Here is a 19236-nt window from a genome sequence, read left to right on the forward strand (position 1 = left end):
GATATGGCTCTATAGCCTCTCTCTGGCTTATTTTTCAACTCTGGAATGATGATCGTATTGCTGTTCAGAAAAAGCGTTAAATATTAACTAAATGCAACAAAAATACCGACCAGTGTCGTGAAGAGAGGCAAACATTGCTGCTGAGGACTTTTAAATTGGAGTAGGTGAGACAAAAATCAGGGAGATCGCGCAGTTGTCCAAGAGGCTGTGTCATTAGAGCCTCTGATCACAAGCAGACTACTTACCCTGAATAGTCCTTGAAAGAATCTTAGCTTCTATTTGGATGATTGAGCACGTGATCTTCCCAATCAACCACATCGATTTCATACACAACAGAGTCTTTAACGCTTTCACCAGCATCATGCATTGCTTTCTTATCACCCGTAATCAACGGGTGCCAGGCAGGTAACGGTTTGCCTTCTGCCAATACTCGATAAGAACACGTTTCTGGAAGCCAATTGAATTCAGAAATCTTGTCTCGGGTTAATTTCAGGCACTCTTCTCCTGACTGGAAGCGATTAGCATAGTCTTTACAAGAGCACGTTTCACTGTTTAACCAACTGCAAGCGACATTGGTGTAATAGACTTCATCGGTATCTTCATCCATCAATTTATGCAGGCAGCATTTACCACAACCATCGCACAGCGACTCCCACTGTTCTTCAGTCATTGAGTCTAATGGTGTTGATTCCCAAAACGGCGTTGTCATAATGCAGCTCACAATAATACTTGAGGAAGCGCTTTATACCCTGCCCTGTGTGAAACTGCAAGGCTTAGCGAAATCACAGCGGACATTGGCTGTATCGTGCGTCGAATTCTGGTACTATCGTCGCCCCTTTATTTCATGAGTGCACCCAATGGAATGCAGACTTGGTTGTGGAGCCTGTTGTATTGCTCCCAGTATATCTTCGCCAATCCCAGGCATGCCTAATGGCAAACCATCAGGAGTGCGCTGTATACAGCTAAATGATGACAACCTTTGCAAGTTGTTCGGTAAACCCGAGCGACCTAAAGTATGCCACGCTTTCAAACCTTGCCCCGACCTATGCAGCAACAGCAACCAAAAAGCACTAGAGAACTTGCTTGAGCTTGAAAAATTAACCTAGACTTTACCCTTTATTATCGCCCTATCATTTTTATTGAATTGGCTTGCTTAGTTAGCAACTTACCAGATATCAGCTATGTTTCATAAAGAACTTAAAGAGACATAGGACTTCTTATGAATAAGTATTTTGCCGAAGCATTTGGTACTTTTTGGCTAGTTCTAGGCGGCTGCGGCTCAGCCGTACTGGCGGCTGGCTTTCCCGATGTTGGAATAGGACTTTTAGGTGTATCTTTAGCCTTTGGCCTAACTGTACTCACCATGGCGTTTGCCATTGGTCACATTTCAGGCTGCCATCTTAACCCCGCGGTAAGTATAGGCCTATGGGTAGGTGGTCGATTTGAGGCAAAAGAGCTCATACCCTACATTGCTTCTCAGGTGCTAGGCGGAATTATTGGCGGCGGGATCCTCTATATGATTGCCTCGGGGCAAGTCGGTTTCGATGCCGATGCGTCGGGCTTTGCTTCCAACGGCTACGCTGAGCACTCCCCTGGTCGGTATTCCATGTTGGCCGCGCTGATCACCGAAGTCGTGATGACAGCCATGTTTTTGATCGTCATCATGGGAGCCACTGATGAACGAGCACCACAAGGTTTTGCTCCTATTGCCATTGGTTTATGCTTAACCCTAATTCATTTAATCAGCATTCCCGTGACCAACACGTCCGTTAACCCAGCTCGCAGCACTGGCGTAGCACTTTATGTGGGTGACTGGGCAATGTCACAGTTGTGGCTCTTTTGGGTTGCCCCTATCATTGGCGCGGCAATTGGTGCTTGGATCTATCGTTCTTTGCTGGCCAAGTAACACCCCCACCTAAGCATGAAAAAAGGCGCTTTAAAAGCGCCTTTCTACATTTAGATTTTTTGTCTGCCAAGCAAAGAGTGTGAAAGCGTCGTACCATCAACCAACTCAAGCTCGCCACCGACAGGAACACCGTGTGCAATCCGCGTTGCGGACACATTGTGAATATGACAAAGCTCTGCGATATAATGTGCTGTCGCTTCACCTTCTACCGTTGGATTTGTGGCTAATATGACCTCTTCTATGTCCCCTTGGCGAAGGCGATACTCTAAGGTATCCAAGCCAATATCACTTGGCCCAATTCCATCAAGAGGGGAAAGGTGCCCCATCAACACAAAATAACGGCCGGAAAATTGTCCTGTGGCCTCCACCGCAGCGATATCCGCCGGGCTTTCCAAAACACAAAGTTGACCATTTTCTTTACGTTTAGGGTTGGTACAAATATGACAAATGTCTTCTTCTGTGAAAGTTCGGCACTCTTGGCAATGTCCAATTTCGGTCATTGCTTGGCTTAACGCCTCAGATAACTGGATGCCGCCCTTTCTATCACGCTGTAACAAATGAAAGGCCATGCGCTGAGCTGACTTGGGACCAACCCCAGGTAGACAACGTAAGGCCTCCATCAAATGCTCCAGCATATGGCTAGTACGCATTAAATTAAGATTTTCTAATTTAAATGATTAGAAAGGCATTTTCATGCCTGGTGGAAGTTGCATACCACCAGTCACTGAAGCCATTTTTTCTTTTTGAGTCTCTTCGACACGACGAGCGGCGTCGTTAAATGCTGCAGCAATTAAGTCTTCTAGCATTTCTTTATCGTCTTCCATTAGGCTTTCGTCGATCTCTACGCGACGAGTGCTGTGGCTGCCCGTAATGGTCACTTTCACTAGACCGGCACCTGACTCACCAGTCACTTCCATATTTGCGATTTCTTCTTGAAGCTTTTGCATACGATCTTGCATTTGCTGGGCTTGCTTCATTAGGTTGCCCATACCGCCTTTACCAAACATATTGTACTCTCTGTTGATTCAGATTTACTTAAAACATGGGGGTAGATTTACCAAATTGCAACCCCATGAGCGCTGTTTTTATTCACCACTCTTATAGCGGTCGAACACTTGATTCATCTAGCTCCGCAGAAAATCGAGTTGCCAAAAACTGAATGTTACGATCTTCTTCAAGACTGGAGAAAGCCTGCTGCAATTTCTGTTGGTACAGTTGCTCTCTAAGTTCCAAAGGTGTGACGCCCTCTTCACCGATCTGTACTGATAAATGACACTCCGTTTGTAATTCACGATTTAGGGCATCCAGCAATTGAGCTTGGTTTCTTTCTGTATTGAGATGAGCGTGTGACGAACGGAGTTGTAAAGCAATGGTTGAACCATCTTTTGAATAAGCCGCATTCAATGCGAGTTGCTCTACCATTTTCGCAGTAGCTAATGTTTCTACTAGCGCAGACCATTCGTCTTTCGCTACCGCTTCCTCCAGCAACAATTCCGCCATTTCTGGTGTTTTTACGTGCTCTAGAGCGCTTTTGATTTGCGTAGGGGTAAGCTCACTCTTCTTTTCGACCACAGGCTCATTAATGGGCTGCCAACGATAAGGTTCATCCTTCACTTCACTATGACGTTTAGCAGACATCGCAACATCTGACGAAGGTGGCGTCAACGATTTACGCTGCGCGACTCGTTCCAGTACTGAACTGGATTCAGATGTTGCTTTGGTCTTTTTTGCAAAGTTACTCGGATCTTTCTTCTGTTCAGATAAGCCCTGGCGCTGAGAGCGAAGTTGGTGTCTTAGGCCTCTAGCAACTGGAGCTGCTGGAGATGGCATTTCTGCTTTCACTTCAGGCTTATCTGTAGCTGTTTTTTCCCTATGTGGTGAAACGCCCGGTGGCATCTCAGTCATAGGCTGAACTGCATATTCTTCGTAATCACGCTGTTGTGATACAGGTTCCGTTTGCGCATATTGCTCTGTCGCCACATAATGCGGTGGCGGTGTATGGCTACCTAGCGAAGAGTCGCCTTGCGCCCTGTCACTCTCGCGTGGCGTAGCTTGTGGTTGAAAAGATGCTTGGGGCGCGGTCGCCTCATGGTTTGGTTGTGGCACACTTGGAGCAACGACAATTTCATTGGCAGAGAGGGTCGCTGCAGGTTTAAATGCCAACATTCTCAACAACGTCATTTCGACGGCAATCCGCTCGGTCGGAGACGAGGGTAAATCCTGCCGCCCTTTCAATGCAATTTGATAATACAATTGAACATCTTGAGGTGAGATAAGCCCAGCAAGCTGCTCTATCTTATTGGCATCAGAACTGTCTTTATCGAGGCTTGCAGGTAATGCTTGATACATGGCAATGCGATGCAGTTGCGTTGCAAGTTCTTGCAATAAAGAATCCCAATCAACGCCATTTACTGCCAACTGCTCAATGGCTTGTATCAGCACTTCCCCCTGATAGCTGGCTATAGCTTCTAAGATATGAATCGCATGAGCCGTGTCCAGCACGCCTAACATTCGACTCACAGAGTCGGCGCTAATCGCTCCATTTCCTAAAGCAATCGCTTGATCTGTCAGGCTCAATGCATCTCGCATACTTCCATCAGCGGCATACGCCAGTAGTGGAAGAGACTTAGCCTCAGCGTCAACCTGTTCTTGCTTAAGAATATGAGCAAGTTGCTTTTGAATATCATCAACCGTAATCGGTTTCAGGTGAAACTGAAGGCAGCGTGACAATATCGTCATCGGTAGCTTTTGAGGATCGGTCGTCGCCAATAAAAACTTAACGTATTCTGGTGGCTCTTCCAACGTTTTCAAAAGTGCGTTAAAACTGTGTCTAGAGAGCATATGTACCTCATCGATGAGGTACACTTTAAATCGATTGCGAGCCGGCTTATATTGCACGTTATCAAGCAATTCGCGCGTATCTTCGACTTTGGTTCTTGAAGCTGCATCGATTTCGAGTAAATCAACACTACGACCTTCGTCGATTTCAATACAAGTTGAACACACGCCACAAGGAGACGATGTGATGCCCGTTTCGCAGTTTAAGCCCTTTGCAAATAAACGCCCTATGGACGTTTTACCAACCCCTCGAGTCCCGCTCAATAAGTAAGCGTGGTGTAATCGGTTTTGTTCCAGGGCGTTCTCTAGAGCAGTCAGGACATGTGATTGACCAATCACTTCAGAGAATTTACGTGGGCGCCATTTACGCGCTAAAGCGAGATAACTCATTAATTGGGTACCTAATTAGTGACCGTCAAACTCACAGATGCTATACACTTCAATACCAAGAGCTTCCAGACGCTTATCTCCACCGATTTCAGGTAGGTTGATTACAAACGCAGCATGGTGAACGTCTCCACCTAACTGGCGGATCAGTTTTGTTGTCGCTTCGATCGTACCGCCCGTTGCCAGCAAGTCATCTACCATCAAGACCTTGTCGCCTTCAACAATAGCATCGACATGGATTTCTAAGGTATCCATACCATATTCTAGTTCATAGCTCTGAGCGACCGTCTCTCTAGGCAATTTTCCTGGTTTACGCACAGGTACAAAGCCCAAGCCAAGCTCTAGAGCAAGTGGAGCTCCAAACAGGAATCCACGAGCTTCTGTGCCAACAACTTTGGTAAAGCCTTGATCTTTGTATTTTTCAATTAGAATATCGATAGTCGCTTTGTACGCCGCAGCATCTTCCATAAGGCTCGTTACATCACGGAACAAAATCCCTGGTTTAGGGTAATCTGGAATGCTTTTGATGCTGGATTTTATCTGTGAGATTTTTTCGATTGTCATAGTGTCATTCTCTGGGGAGCACTGAAAGATCATCGACCTTACTAAGTGCCAAAATAATATTGCGATATTCTGGAAGCAACACTTGCGTGCTTTCCTATCGTCTAAAAAACAAATGTCCACCTAACTGTGGACACACATTCTTCGATTTTAGAGATTTTCGCCTCTATCAGCAACCGACTCCTTCACAGGAATCCGTAAAAAGAAGCTCACCAGCGCAACCAAAAAGCAAAGTAGTGCAAGCTTTAACCACATATGGGGGACCATATAGATCGAGAATGCAAAGCTAGCTAAAATGAGGATCAGCCCTTTGATTCGAACCGTAGCAGATATCGAGCGATGTAACTGCCACTCTATTAACACTGGGCCAAGATGTTTATTGCGCAGTAGCCATTGATGGAAACCAGGGCTTCCTCTTAAGAAGCATGCACTTGCAAGGAGAATAAACGGAGTCGTAGGTAGGAGGGGTAGCAAAATACCGATAGCACCTAATACTAGGCTAAGGCCCCCTGCTGCGTTCCACAAAAAACGCCGCAGGGAATTTATTTTTAATTTACTCAAAAACCAGCATACCCATTGAGAACTCTAATCCAAGTTAGAGTAGCGGGAAGTGTTGGGATAAGCAATACGGCAATAAAACCTAAAAAGTAAAAAATATTGTAAGGTTCTTTAAATTCTGTATCGGACATTTACTAAGCTCTTTGTTGTGTAATTGGGCAGTGTTCCAACCCCATGGGCTGGCAGTAAATCGCCATTCAAAAGCGAATAAGCAAGAAGGACCAAAAATAAAAAAGGAAGCCTAATTCAGAACAAGTCCGACGGCCTCCCAATCACAGTTGGTAACATTTTTACTATAACTTAATTACATGATGCAAAAAACAGACTAAAACTGTGGTTATTGTGCTATCTCATTGATTGAGACGCCCAGATTTGATATCCCAACAAAAATTCGTTGTCCCAACTTTGCTTAGCGTGAGCTTGCTGTCTTCATCAATCGACAACTCTTTTGTCATGAAATTTCCGATACACCCCTCACCGAGTCGTTTAGCACCGGAAATATTGTAGTTGGCGTCATTGCTCTCCCAACGACAATTCAACCCCGCTGGTAGAATTGACAACGTGCCTTCCGTCAAATCAGCAACACCAAAAATAGCTTCGACCGAGCGCGCATAAGAAGAACAGTTCAACCCTTTTTCCACATTATCAGCAAGCTGTTTTAAATCCACAACATTATGGTGCAACCGGCGTACATAGTCGTCAAATAACGCCCTGACTAACAAAGTACTGGCGATGCCACCAGATTCACTCGACGATGGATCTACCAGATAAAACGCCAGTTGGCCGCTCATTAGCCACGTATAGTCGAACACTAGGGGCATGCAATCCGCTGATTGTAGAAGCCGATAACTGCAATGCCACACCCCTTGCCTAGAATCTTTTTCAGGCAATAAGGCGTTGAGTAATTCCCGAGCCGCATTCGGATTTTCTTCTAAAAACTTGAGGTGCCATTGAAGCTCTTTTTCGTCGTCTGATTCCATTTCACCTAAACGAAACCAACGATCGATAAAATCCTTCTCTCCGACGTCCATGGAGTTATCATCGAGCACTTTTCCTATAGAATGTTCTAAATGTTGATAGTCTCTTATAGGCTTACTCAAGAAGTCTTTTACCCCAAAGCGCAACGCCTTCGCGATGTCTGACATATCACCCGTCGCCGATATAACGATTAAGGGTAAGTCAGGATATTCTAACCCGACCTCCTCGACAAACTCGATACCATTCAAAAGTGGCATTGCGAGATCGCACAAGACCACATCGGGAACGCTACTATTAAGCGCTTTCAAACCCTCTACTCCGTCAGCAGCTTCAACTACAGTATGGCCAATTGCCTCCAAATAAGTTCGAGTTACATTTCTAAAAATAGGATCGTCATCGACGACCATAATATGCGCGGATCCTCGCTGTTGCCCTACAGCTTCAGCTACCTGACTGTCAGTTCTAGACATAAAGCTACGCCTCACAAAAACAAAAAGCGTTTGTTATTATTATTTATTGTGTTCGATCTGTTCTAGCTCAAATTCCTTTAGTGAAATTTGAGTATATTAACTTTAGGCAAAAAAACGCCTTTATACAAATATACCGCTTTTAGCCAAGATCTAATACAATATAAGAAATAGCTGATAAAACATCAGTATACGGATAGGTTGACACCATTACATTCGGCATTTCAATAAAATAACAATATTAACATTAAAGGTCGTGATACCGGTTCACCCTACCCCCAAAACCAAATCATTAGAAGTGTTTGAACATATGAAACTAGATGACTTAAATCTATTCCGACTGGTTGTTGAACATGGGAGCTATACAGCAACGTCACGTAAGACCATGATCCCAGTTGCTACGATCACTCGGAGAATCCAAGCACTTGAAGATTCACTCAACCTTCGACTGTTGAACCGCCACGCACGCAAATTATCTCTCACTGAGGCTGGCGAGCGTTTTTATAAAGAGTGCTCGCCTTTACTACAACGCTTAACGGCGACATCTGAAGAAATTGCCGACGAGTGCAAAGGAGCCTCGGGTAAACTCAGAATATCAGCGCCGTCTAACCTAACTAAGCGCATGATGATGCCGATGTTCAATGTGTTTATGACAGAGTACCCAGATATCAATCTCGAACTCACTATGAGCAACCATGCTGATCAGCTTGATCCTACAGAGTGGGACGTCATTTTTCGCGTCGGTCCGCAACGTGATTCAAGCTTAATCGCACGTAAGATCAGCTCAGTAGAGGATATCTTAATTGCTAGCCCTGCATATCTGGCAAAATATGGGCAGCCTAAGCACGCCGAGGAACTGACTCAGCATAACTTATTGAAAGGGATGCCATTGATTAAGTGGCAACTGCGCAATGGCAATGACGAAACCATAATAAATAGCAGTAAGGGACGCTTCGAAGCGAATGGGCTGAGTGTGGTGCGCAGTGCGTGCTCTGCTGGGCTGGGTATCACCTTGATGCCCAATGTGATGATTCGAGAATACATAGAAGAAGGCAGCTTAGTCCGTGTATTGCCCGATTGGAGCGCCAACCCTCGTGATATTTATATGCTTTACAACCACAAAGATCACTTACCCGAAAAAGTAAGATTGTTTATCGACTTTGTGATTGCCTATCACTTAGACTAAAAAAAACCAGAGCTAAGCTCTGGTTTTCTTCATTTCGTTTTGGTAAGTAGGCCACAACTGTCGTTAGCCACTTATCTATGCGCCTTCATTATGCAGTTCTAAATTGGCTAAATCTTGCTGGAGTTCGCGCTGGATTTTAGAGTCATCACTGCGTAATGACTCTAGGTAATCAAGGTATTTCTGATCAATATCACCAGTAACGTATTCACCATTAAATACCGAAGTCTCAAACTTCACAATATCAGGGTTACCCTCACCGACTGCTGAAATAAGATCAGGTAGGGTTTGATAAATCAACGCGTCAGCGCCTATTTGTTGGCAGATCGCATCGTTATCACGGCCGTGCGCAATTAACTCATTTGCACTTGGCATATCGATACCATATACGTTAGGGAAACGAATTTCAGGTGCAGCCGATACCATAAAGACCTTATTGGCACCTGAGTCGCGCGCCATCTCTATGATTTGCTCTGAAGTTGTACCACGTACAATCGAATCATCCACTAATAGAACATTTTTGCCTTTGAACTCAGAGCGAATAGCGTTCAACTTACGACGCACCGATTTTTTGCGTTGCTGCTGACCAGGCATAATAAAGGTACGTCCAACGTAGCGGTTTTTCACAAAACCTTGCCTGTAGGGTTTTTCTATCGCTTGAGCAATTTGCAGTGCGATATCACATGAAGTTTCTGGGATTGGGATAACTACATCGATATCCAGATGTTGATATTCAGCTTGAATTCGCTCACCAAGCTTTTTACCCATTTCAACACGCGCACTGTACACAGAAATTTTGTCGATAAACGAATCAGGACGAGCAAAATACACAAATTCAAAAACACACGGATTTAGCGTTGGGTTATCCGCGCATTGTCGAGTATGTAGTTCGCCGTCAAATGTAACATAAATACCTTCACCAGGAGCAACATCACGAACAAAATCAAAGCCTACTGCGTCTAACGCTACAGACTCCGATGCAACCATGTATTCGTTCTTGCCATCGACAATACGCTTACCAAGGCAAAGAGGACGAATGCCTTTCGGGTCGCGAAATGCCACCATACCGTGGCCGATGATCATCGCCGCCACCGCATAGGCGCCTTTTATCGCGCGATGAACATTAGTCACTGCACGAAACACATCTTCCGATGTGACATTGCCTTTTACTGTGTCAATTTCGTGGGCAAGTACGTTTAACAGAACTTCTGAGTCAGACGTCGTATTTAGGTGACGTCTGTCTTTTTGAAACAATTTTTCACGAATATCGTTCGCGTTGGTTAAATTACCATTGTGCGCAAGCGTGATACCGAATGGAGAGTTAACATAAAAAGGTTGTGCTTCTGAAGCGCTTGAGCTGCCAGCTGTTGGGTAACGAACATGACCAATACCCACATTACCCTGGAGTCTTTGCATGTGCTTGGCTTCAAATACATCTTTTACAAGACCATTCGCCTTACGCAGACGAAAACGATTGCTTTCAATGGTAACAATACCAGCGGCATCTTGGCCACGATGCTGTAAAACAGTCAAAGCGTCATAGATAGACTGATTCACAGGCGTTGTGCCAACGATTCCAACAATACCACACATGTGTTAATCCTCGATTTTCGACGTTTTCTGGCACTAAATGGTGCCAGACAAAAAACTCGATGTTGCTTCAATATGTTCAAAAAATGGCTGAATGACTAGCTTAAAATGGGGAACCAATTCTGATGCTTTCCACCAATCACTACCATTCAACGTCGTGAATGTATCTATAAAGAACAAGACCGCAGAGATTATAAGCACACCTCGTAAGGCACCAAATACAACTCCCAAGATCCGGTCTGTACCGGACAGCCCTGTCTTATCTACTAATTGTCCGATGACATAATTGATCAGTGCTCCGACAATCAAAGTTGCGATAAATAAAGCGGCGATTGCTGCTCCATTACGAAACATCTCGTCTTTGATATTGGAAAAATACACCGCTAATTTTGCGTAGTACTGGCTCGCTATAAAAAACGCCCCAAACCAAATCACCAATGACATTGCTTCTTTAGCAAAGCCTCGAACTAAACTGATCAAAGCCGACAGGCTAATCACACCTAGAATGACAAAATCTAGCCAATTCATAAATTCTTCATCTCAACTTGGCGCGCATTTTAACAGAAAAAAACACGACGCAAACGTTTTCTTATGGATTAAGTGGTTTAAATTTGAGCAATTGACCTTTAGAACCGGTGATTTTTTCCAATTCTTTCATTTGTCGCTCTAATTTACTTTTTGAAACATCGGGACCAATGATCACGCGAGTAAAATTACTTTCCTGCTTTGCGTGCGCCTGATAGCCCTGTTTTTGCAAATCTTTCACCAACAGCTTAGCATTTTCCGCATTTTTCAAAGCCATCAATTGAATGATCCACCCACTGTCTTGATAATCATTGCGTTCTTGAACATCGACAACCTTTAACTCTACGCTGTCTTTGTTATCAGAGGTTGCAATTTCAGCCTCACCAACCGTTGCCTGAACTGGGGCATCAGGTAAAACCGATTCGCTCTCGACAGGCTCTAGGACCTCAAAGTTTTCAACTTCTCTATTCACTTCAGGTTTAATTGGGATACTCGCAAACTCTTCTTTATAGTGGAGCTTCTTTCCATCTAATAGATCGGGAAGTATGATGACCCCTACCGCGACTAAAACAATAGTACCGACGAGGCGACTTTGAAACTTACTGGCCATTATTACTCCTTATGCCTCAAGTGATTGACAGTACTCAAGAACCTCGCCAACAGTATGAAAAGAGCCCACAACCAGAACAATATCGTCCTGACTTGCTTGCTCCATCGCCGCTTGATAAGCCAAAACGGGGCTATCAAAAAGTGACTTGTTAAGCGCTTCATTAACCGATTGACTCAGTTCCTTGGCAGACGCCGCCCTTGGGCCTTCTAGAGAGGCCAAATACCATTGGCCAACGATCGGGCTTAGGGCGTTAAGAGTTTCGACGACATCCTTATCATGCAGCATTCCGACCACAACATGGTAACGCTTATTAGCAAAACGTGCTGTCAGTTGCGAAACTAGGTATTGTGCTGAATGAGGATTGTGCGCGACATCGAGAACCGTTACCGGACGAGAAGGTAAAAACTGCATTCGACCTGGCAGTGTCGCGTTCTTTAAACCATTGACAATATTTACATCCGAAATGTCCAGGTGGGCACTGCCTAGCGCCATTAGAGCGGTGCTAGCGTTCATCAAAGGCAACTGAGGTATCGGCAGTTCTTCCAGTTCGTAGCCTTTATGGCTCCAACTCCAAGTGGTTTCTGATTCGGCTTTGAAAGTGAAATCAATGCCCGCTTGATAGAATTCTGCGCCAATATCATCCGCATGGGCGGGCACTGTTGCGGGTGGTTTTTCCTGACCACAAATAGCAGGCCGATTGGCACGAAATATCCCCGCTTTTTCATAGCCGATCACGTTGATGTCATCACCAAGCCAATCGACATGATCAACCGCGAGACTCGTGATCACTGAGACGTCGTGATCGACAACGTTGGTCGCGTCTAGACGTCCGCCTAGGCCCACTTCAAGCAGCACCACGTCCACTTTATTTTCGGCAAATAGATGCAGTGCGGCTAATGTCGCATACTCAAAAAAGCTCAGGCTAACGTCTTTGCGAACCGCTTCAATATGGGCAAATGCCTTCGCATGGTCCCCATCTGGCAGTTCCTGGCCATTAATGCGTACACGTTCATTGTAACGAATTAGGTGTGGGGAGCTATAAACACCAACAGAATAGCCAGCATCTAGCAAGATGGCTTCCATAAGAGCGCAGGTGGAACCTTTGCCATTTGTTCCGGCAACGGTAATAACGGTGTTGGCTGGTTTGGTAAGAGAAGCGCGTTGAGCGACAACTTGAACTCGGTCAAGACCAAGATCGATAGCACTGCTGTGAATACTATTTAAATAATCAAGCCACACCGATAATGGCGATGTGGCTTGAGGAACAGGTAATAAACTCATCTAACAATCAATTACTTTTAGTTGATATCTTAGAGAGTACTTTACCCTTTTTCTTTAGGTTCTGGTACTTCATATGCTGGTTCTGCTGGAGAATCTTTCACAGAAACAACAAGAGGTGAGCTGTGATTTGTCAACTTAGCCACCAAACTACCAACACGTTGACGCATTTCACGACGATCAACGATCATATCGATAGCACCGTGCTCAAGCAAGAATTCACTACGTTGGAAGCCTTCTGGTAAGTTTTCACGAACCGTTTGCTCAATAACACGACGACCAGCAAAGCCAATTAGCGCTTTCGGTTCACCGATATTGATATCACCCAACATCGCTAAACTTGCAGATACGCCACCCAACGTCGGATCGGTCATTACCGAAATGAACGGAAGTCCCTTGCTAGATAGACGCTCAAGTGCGGCACTGGTTTTTGCCATTTGCATCAATGACATTAGTGCCTCTTGCATACGCGCTCCGCCACTGGCAGAGAAGCACACCAAGCCACAGTTGTTTTCGATGGCAGCATCAACAGCTTTCACAAAGCGCGCACCAACTACCGAACCCATTGAACCGCCCATAAATGAGAATTCAAATGCGCACGCGACTAATGGCATGCCAAGTAGTTGGCCTTGCATTACAACCAGTGCGTCTTTCTCACCACTGTTTTTCTGAGCCGCTGAAAGGCGCTCTTTGTAACGCTTGGAGTCTTTAAACTTCAACTTATCTTGAGGCTCTAGCTCTGTTGCGAGTTCGACACGGTTTTCCCCATCTAAAAATGTTTCCAGACGACGACGTGCTTTCATACGCATGTGATGATTACACTTAGGACACACCTCGAGGTTGCGCTCAAGTTCTGCTTGATACAAAACCTGTTCACACGAAGTACATTTGGTCCAAACCCCTTCAGGGATTGACGCTTTACGAGATGTTACGATATTGCTTTTTTCTAAAATTTTTTCAAGCCAACTCATGGAAGACCTTTTCTATTAATACTTCCGCGCCACTGCGAAAGATTGAAATCTGAATATGTGCGATTGGATTAAACCATATTCCGCGGCTAGTGTAGATAAAAAACTGGTTGTACCTATGGTCTCAAACAGCGTTATCTTACAAGTTAATGTATGTTTTGTGACACTGGTGCAGTGTTAAACTCAAGTTAATTCTCGTAACGATGTGAATTAATTATGAAAACACCAGTATAAAAATCACACTCTCTGTTGGAGTGCCAGTCTACCTATGAGTTCAATTCATTAGGTAAAAATAACGGGCCGATCGGTTCTCTTGGAAGATTAAACCGTTCTGGGTAGTCAACATCAACAAGGTACAACCCTTCGGCTTTCGCCGTAGCAGCGGCCAACTTGCGATCATTTTGCGCAAGCAACCATTCTATCCACTGAGGTTCTTGTTCACCACGTCCAACAGAAATTAGGCTGCCGGTAATGTTCCTAACCATATGGTGAACAAACGCATTCGCCTTAATGTCAATAATCACGTAGTGCCCGTGGCGAGTCACATTGAGATGCATGACATTGCGCCAAGGACTTCGAGACTGACAGTGAACAGCACGAAAAGACGTAAAGTCTTGCTCACCCAATAGATATTGCCCAGCAAGATGCATTTTTTCAGCATCAAGTCCGCCGTGATAATGACTGACACCTTGCGAAAGGATTCCTGGGCGCAAAGTGTGATTGTAGATAACGTAACGATAACGACGAGCGGTTGCAGTGAATCGTGCATGAAAATCATCTGGAACTTCTTTGGCCCAGCGTACCGCTATATCTTTTGGCATGTTAGCATTGACACCCATCGTCCACGCCGCTGGCTTTCGAGATACCGGAGCATCAAAATGTACCACTTGACCTGTACCGTGAACACCTGCGTCGGTGCGACCAGCACATTGAACTTCTATAGGTTGGTTAGCAACGATTGACAGCGCTTTTTCAAGTTCTTCCTGAACGCTTTTAACGTCTCTTTGTCTCTGCCAGCCATAATAATTTGCTCCGTTATACTCTATACCTAAAGCAATTCTCATATCTCTCTCTACACGGCATCTGTTCGATTTTGGGCGCAAAGTATATACCCAATTGTCGAGAATACCAATCCAAGCCCCACACTGACGATATAGCATCGGGTCTGGGACAGATCGGTCATTAACAAAAAGAGGTCGCTATTTGCTACCTCTATTGATTATTTACTTTATGCAGTCAATGTTATGTAGATAACTGCTCAAGCAGCTGTTTCGCTTCGTTGGCTATCGGCTCATTGCCTTGGCTTGCAGCTTGCTCTAACAGTTTTTGAGCGCCGGCAATGTCATTCATTTCCATGTAGATTTTCGCCAAATCCAGTTTACCCGCCGCTTCTGCTCCAGAATCAACATCCACATCACTCACAGGGCCAATTACATCTGGAAACTCATCAAGTCCCACATCAAGCATCAGCTCTTCATCATCTGGATTTGACGGCTCTTTATCATCGGCCTGATTCATAAGCTCATCAATTGTCATATATTGATTCGCCTTCGGATCAAAATCTGCAAGATCGTCTTGCGTTGACCAATCTTCGTCAGCTGGCTCTGACAAGCCTTTGATTTCCTCGCCTTGCCAAATCTCTGCTTCATCTTCTGGGATCTCGGTAGAGATAGATGCCTGCTGCTCTTGAGTTAATTTAAAGCCATTCCAATCCTCACCAGCATCAACAGAATTACTTCCCTCTAGCATGGTGTCTATATCCATACCTGCACTGTGCGCCATGTCAGCATCGACACGGCTGATATTACTAAAGCTTGGTGAATTATCGCTTTCGTCTAGCAATTCAATTAGCTGGCTTTCCTGCTCGTAAGCACTGGTGTCCACCATAGTAAAGGCATCGGCCAGAGCATCGATTTCTGAGTGATTTAATGGTTCACCAATGGGCTCTCCGATGGGTGGAATTTGATGTTTCGCTTGTTCGTCATCGTTGTCATTTACTTCTGAAGCACGATAATCAATATCATCACCGGCATCACTTTCAACGCCCATATCTGCAAGAGCATCTTCTTCGCTATACTCCGGTAAGTCATCATCAGATAGCTCAAGGGGCTGATCGTCTTGTCCATCAGGCAGGGCTCCCTCAACAACGTTGCCCTCTTCAAGTAAGGCATCATCGAGCGCTTCTTGTTCACCATATTCAGCAAGAAGGCTATCATCAAAGTTAGTCGCATTTAGATTGTCACTTGCAGCGGGCACTTGCGGTTCATCATCTGCATTCAGATCTTCACTTACTGGAGCGGCTACTTGGTCATTGAGCTCTTCGTCAACAAACCAATCTTCATCCTGAGGTACACCAAATTCATTTGCCACCATCTGAGCAAGTTCAGTTTCACTTGTCTCATCACGGTCATCGCTCTGATGCCAATGATCTTCAGAACCTTCAATTTTTGGCTCGAAGTTAAATTCGCCCGGCGCTTGTATTTGCTCCGTACTAACGGTTAACTCATCGATTGCATCGGACTCTTTGATCAGAGGCGCGACGGGCTCGGAAGCCAATGCCTCATCTTCGCGGTGTGTCGATGCATCAACCGATGCTGGCTCAATTACATTGTTCTCGTAGGCTAACAAGCCACTGTCAGTTTCAAAGTCTTCAGAAGTTGAATCTTCGGGCTCCAGCATCGTATCGCTGCTCGCCAAATCGGAGTTATCAACCAGTTCGGTCGCTTCCTCTAGAGTGCTTTCGACATTTTCTTCGACACCGACATCTGCTTGAACCGTACTTTCAACATCAAGCTCACCGTCGTCAATATCATGCGTATCATCGTCACTTGGCGTCACTGACTCAGAGTCATAATGAGAAGGCTCTGTCAGCTCGTTGATTTCATCAAGCTCTGATTCAGGCAATGCCTCACTTTCAGACTCATCGATCTCAGAAGCACTGCCAATGTTATTGAGCGGGACATCACTGTCTACTTCGGCAGTATGACCATCGTCAGCAAGGGACACTTCTGTTTGCTGAACAGTCGGTTCTATCACCGGTAGGTCTATGTCTTCACTATGCGCAACTGAAGTGTCGGCTTCATCATTACGCTGCATCTCATTGGGCTCAAAACCAGAAACGGCTGGTTCACCTTCGTGTCCCATTAGTGAGCTACTTTGGATAAGTTCATCTATGTCAGAAGCACTAACTTGGTCGTTGTTGTGACTCTCTTTGAAGGCGTCACCACCTTCAATTGCGTCACGATCTTCAACAACATCACTGTCATCACTAACGTCATCGGCAAGCAGCTCAGTACCAGAAAAAGGGTCAAGCTCTACTGACTGTTCATCTGCCGAAGCTTTAGCTGAGAATGCAGGCTCCATCAGCAACTCATCCAACAACTCAGTGCTGTCTTCGGCTAACCCGATATCTTGTAGCTCATCTTCGTCGGCACCGATAAGCTCATCGAAAGCACCGTCTGCTTGCGAGTCGAGGTCTGTCTCAGTGTTTAACCCAAGCGTGTCGGCAGAAGCTTCAACCGCATTACTTTCAGCAAGCACTTCGTCTAACAATAGCTCTGAATCTTCGAGATCCGACAGCTCAAAGTCGCCCTCTTCTAACATCTCATCGAGTAAAACGGCCTCTTCATGGTGAGGTTTAGCATTGTCTGCTTGAGATTCGGCGTCACTTGCGAACTGTGAGAACAAGTCATCGATATCATCGTTATCAAGTGTCTCTGGCTGTATGCTTCTGGCCTCTTCCTCTGACTCACTCGACAAATCAAGATCATCATCGCCGAGGTTGAAGTCTGTTTCTGACAGCAGCTCATCCATGTCTTCTTGACCAAACGACGGCATATCAAGATCATCGTCAAGCATCAATTCAGGATCGGCATGCTCCGAATCTAGGCCAGGTTCTGAAATCTCTGAGAATAAATCATCCAAATCTTGCTGAGAAACAGGATCAGACTCTTCTAGAGCTATACCTTGCGGTATGGCGGTCTCTTCGGTGGAAACCGAAACATCGCTAAGAGCCTGCTCCATCTCCTCAAGACCAAGCGCTTTATCCGCACCGTTGACGCTAATACCATTTGAACTCGACTCTAAATCAACATAATCGACGTTCAAGTCACCTTGCTCGTCGATACTAGCAAATGGGTCAGAATCACCATCGTCCAAATTGAAATTCAAGTCGCTGTCATTCAGATCCGCAAAAATATCATCTTGAGAATCGTCTAGTTTTGGCTCAGAGCTATTCTCGTCAACATCAAGTTCATCCAAATCGGCAAAAATATCATCATCAAAGTCATCCGCTTCTGCGGTCAGTGCGGCGGCACCAGCAGCCGCACCGATCACAACTGGAGCCTTAGAGGAAGACGCCGGTTCTTGCTCGGCGTTTTGTTCGCTTATTTTGACCGCCTTACGTTTCCCCTTGAACATGAAAATCAACAGACCAACAAATAAAGCAGGAATGATCGCTAAGGCGGCCACAATCCAAGGATTCGCCAGCATTAAGTCCAACTGACCCGGTGCAAGTCGTTGCAACTCCTCTTGACGACGTTTCTCTTCATTTAGCTGTTTTTCAACTTCTGCACGAATACGCTCTTCATTACTCACTTCTTTTTTAAGAGATTCCACTTCATTTTGAACTTCTGCCAGCATTAAACGCAGCTGATGGTTACGCTCTTCCAGTGACAATAGCTCGCTTTCAGACACCGTCAGTTTTTGTTGTAGCTTCTCTGCTAGCTTTGCCGCTTGTTGCTGTGCTGCGGCCAATTGCATTTGTTTGTCATTGACACTCGATGCCTGTTTTGACGCTGTGGAAGGTGCGCTTTTTTCGGCTATTTTATTCGCACTCGTTGGTTTTTCGTTAGCCGTTTGGCTAGGTGTCTTTAGTTTTGAAGATACGGTTTTGTCGGATGCCGTTTTAGTCGCAGTCGTTTTTAGCTGAGTTTTTTCCAGGCGAGCCTTGTGAGCTTTGAGGATCGTTGTTGCCTGAACCGTGTCACTCGCCACTACCTGTGCAAGTGATGGGATACGCAATTGGCTGTTGGGGATCAACAGGTGGATGTTATTTGATTCAAACGCATTTGGGTTCAGTTGATATAACGCGTAGATTGTTTGCTGAATGGAGACTTGATTGCTGGGTCTCACCTTCGATGCAATAGACCAAAGCGTTTCTGATTTTGCCGTCGGGCCATAATATCGAGCAGGATCGCCACTAACCTTAGGAGCAACTTCTGGTTTCGCCTTCTGGATCTGTTCAGAATATTGCGGTGCGGGTATGGTTTCACCCGTTGGTCCCACAAGACGAATGGTTTCAGCGCTGACGTATGAAGACGTTGTTGCTCCTATTAGCGTCATGGACACTACGAGAGACTTTAGAATTTTGTACATGGAAGGCTCAG

Annotated in this window: 17 protein-coding genes; 3 read left to right on the plus strand and 14 right to left on the minus strand. The window is 45.2% G+C overall.

The annotated features are described in order from the left end of the window. Positions 1-268: 268 nt before the first annotated feature. Complete coding sequence (locus LNL84_RS01325; protein WP_279610903.1) at positions 269-709, minus strand: YcgN family cysteine cluster protein; 441 nt, start codon at positions 707-709, stop codon at positions 269-271. 148 nt (positions 710-857) lie between these two features. Here LNL84_RS01325 and LNL84_RS01330 point away from each other — a divergent pair, with 148 nt between their 5' ends. Both LNL84_RS01330 and aqpZ read left to right on the plus strand, forming a co-directional pair. Beyond that, positions 858-1106, plus strand: coding sequence for a YkgJ family cysteine cluster protein (locus LNL84_RS01330; protein WP_244354519.1), 249 nt, complete (start codon positions 858-860; stop codon positions 1104-1106). A gap of 113 nt (positions 1107-1219) precedes the next feature. Continuing rightward, positions 1220-1906: an aquaporin Z gene (gene aqpZ / locus LNL84_RS01335; protein WP_244354521.1), complete on the plus strand. Its 687-nt coding sequence runs from the start codon at positions 1220-1222 to the stop codon at positions 1904-1906. A gap of 50 nt (positions 1907-1956) precedes the next feature. Here the strand turns inward: aqpZ and recR are convergent, their stop codons facing one another. From recR to LNL84_RS01365, 6 genes are all read right to left on the minus strand, one after another. Then, the gene (gene recR, locus LNL84_RS01340; protein ID WP_244354524.1) at positions 1957-2556 is read right to left on the minus strand and encodes a recombination mediator RecR; all 600 of its coding nucleotides are present in this window, start codon (positions 2554-2556) and stop codon (positions 1957-1959) included. Positions 2557-2583: 27 nt separating this feature from the next. After that, positions 2584-2913 carry a YbaB/EbfC family nucleoid-associated protein gene (locus LNL84_RS01345; RefSeq protein WP_042474318.1) on the minus strand — a complete coding sequence of 110 codons (330 nt, stop codon included), beginning with the start codon at positions 2911-2913 and terminating at the stop codon, positions 2584-2586. Positions 2914-3004: 91 nt separating this feature from the next. After that, the gene (gene dnaX, locus LNL84_RS01350) at positions 3005-5134 is read right to left on the minus strand and encodes a DNA polymerase III subunit gamma/tau (protein WP_244354526.1); all 2130 of its coding nucleotides are present in this window, start codon (positions 5132-5134) and stop codon (positions 3005-3007) included. A 15-nt stretch (positions 5135-5149) separates the two neighbouring features. Next, a complete protein-coding gene (apt, locus tag LNL84_RS01355) occupies positions 5150-5695 on the minus strand; it encodes an adenine phosphoribosyltransferase (protein ID WP_244354528.1) in 546 nt (181 codons plus the stop codon). Positions 5696-5842: 147 nt separating this feature from the next. Next, a complete protein-coding gene (locus tag LNL84_RS01360) occupies positions 5843-6217 on the minus strand; it encodes a YbaN family protein (protein ID WP_244354530.1) in 375 nt (124 codons plus the stop codon). A gap of 383 nt (positions 6218-6600) precedes the next feature. Then, on the minus strand, positions 6601-7698 hold the full coding sequence (locus tag LNL84_RS01365) for a response regulator (protein ID WP_244354532.1): 1098 nt from the start codon (positions 7696-7698) through the stop codon (positions 6601-6603). Between the two features lie 307 nt (positions 7699-8005). On the opposite strand from LNL84_RS01365, the gene LNL84_RS01370 reads away from it, so the two are divergent. Further along, the gene (locus LNL84_RS01370; RefSeq protein WP_244354534.1) at positions 8006-8881 is read left to right on the plus strand and encodes a LysR family transcriptional regulator; all 876 of its coding nucleotides are present in this window, start codon (positions 8006-8008) and stop codon (positions 8879-8881) included. Positions 8882-8956: 75 nt separating this feature from the next. Here the strand turns inward: LNL84_RS01370 and purF are convergent, their stop codons facing one another. The 7 genes from purF to LNL84_RS01405 all read right to left on the minus strand — a co-directional run bounded on the left by purF (position 8957) and on the right by LNL84_RS01405 (position 19225). Continuing rightward, positions 8957-10471, minus strand: a complete 1515-nt coding sequence (gene purF / locus LNL84_RS01375; protein ID WP_244354536.1) for an amidophosphoribosyltransferase — start codon at positions 10469-10471, stop codon at positions 8957-8959. 33 nt (positions 10472-10504) lie between these two features. Then, the gene (locus LNL84_RS01380; RefSeq protein ID WP_244354538.1) at positions 10505-10996 is read right to left on the minus strand and encodes a CvpA family protein; all 492 of its coding nucleotides are present in this window, start codon (positions 10994-10996) and stop codon (positions 10505-10507) included. Positions 10997-11057: 61 nt separating this feature from the next. After that, entirely contained in the window at positions 11058-11603 is a 546-nt protein-coding gene (locus LNL84_RS01385) for an SPOR domain-containing protein (RefSeq protein WP_244354540.1), read from the minus strand. Positions 11604-11612: 9 nt separating this feature from the next. Beyond that, positions 11613-12884 (minus strand): bifunctional tetrahydrofolate synthase/dihydrofolate synthase, encoded by a 1272-nt coding sequence (gene folC / locus LNL84_RS01390; RefSeq protein WP_244354542.1) that lies wholly within the window; start codon positions 12882-12884, stop codon positions 11613-11615. 41 nt (positions 12885-12925) lie between these two features. After that, positions 12926-13852 carry an acetyl-CoA carboxylase, carboxyltransferase subunit beta gene (gene accD, locus LNL84_RS01395; RefSeq protein ID WP_244354544.1) on the minus strand — a complete coding sequence of 309 codons (927 nt, stop codon included), beginning with the start codon at positions 13850-13852 and terminating at the stop codon, positions 12926-12928. A 263-nt stretch (positions 13853-14115) separates the two neighbouring features. Beyond that, positions 14116-14913 (minus strand): tRNA pseudouridine(38-40) synthase TruA, encoded by a 798-nt coding sequence (truA, locus tag LNL84_RS01400; protein ID WP_244354546.1) that lies wholly within the window; start codon positions 14911-14913, stop codon positions 14116-14118. A 178-nt stretch (positions 14914-15091) separates the two neighbouring features. Beyond that, entirely contained in the window at positions 15092-19225 is a 4134-nt protein-coding gene (locus LNL84_RS01405) for a FimV/HubP family polar landmark protein (RefSeq protein WP_244354548.1), read from the minus strand. Positions 19226-19236: the final 11 nt, after the last annotated feature.

Origin of the sequence: Vibrio gelatinilyticus, from assembly GCF_022836845.1 — a bacterium.
Taxonomy (GTDB): Bacteria; Pseudomonadota; Gammaproteobacteria; order Enterobacterales; family Vibrionaceae; genus Vibrio; species Vibrio gelatinilyticus.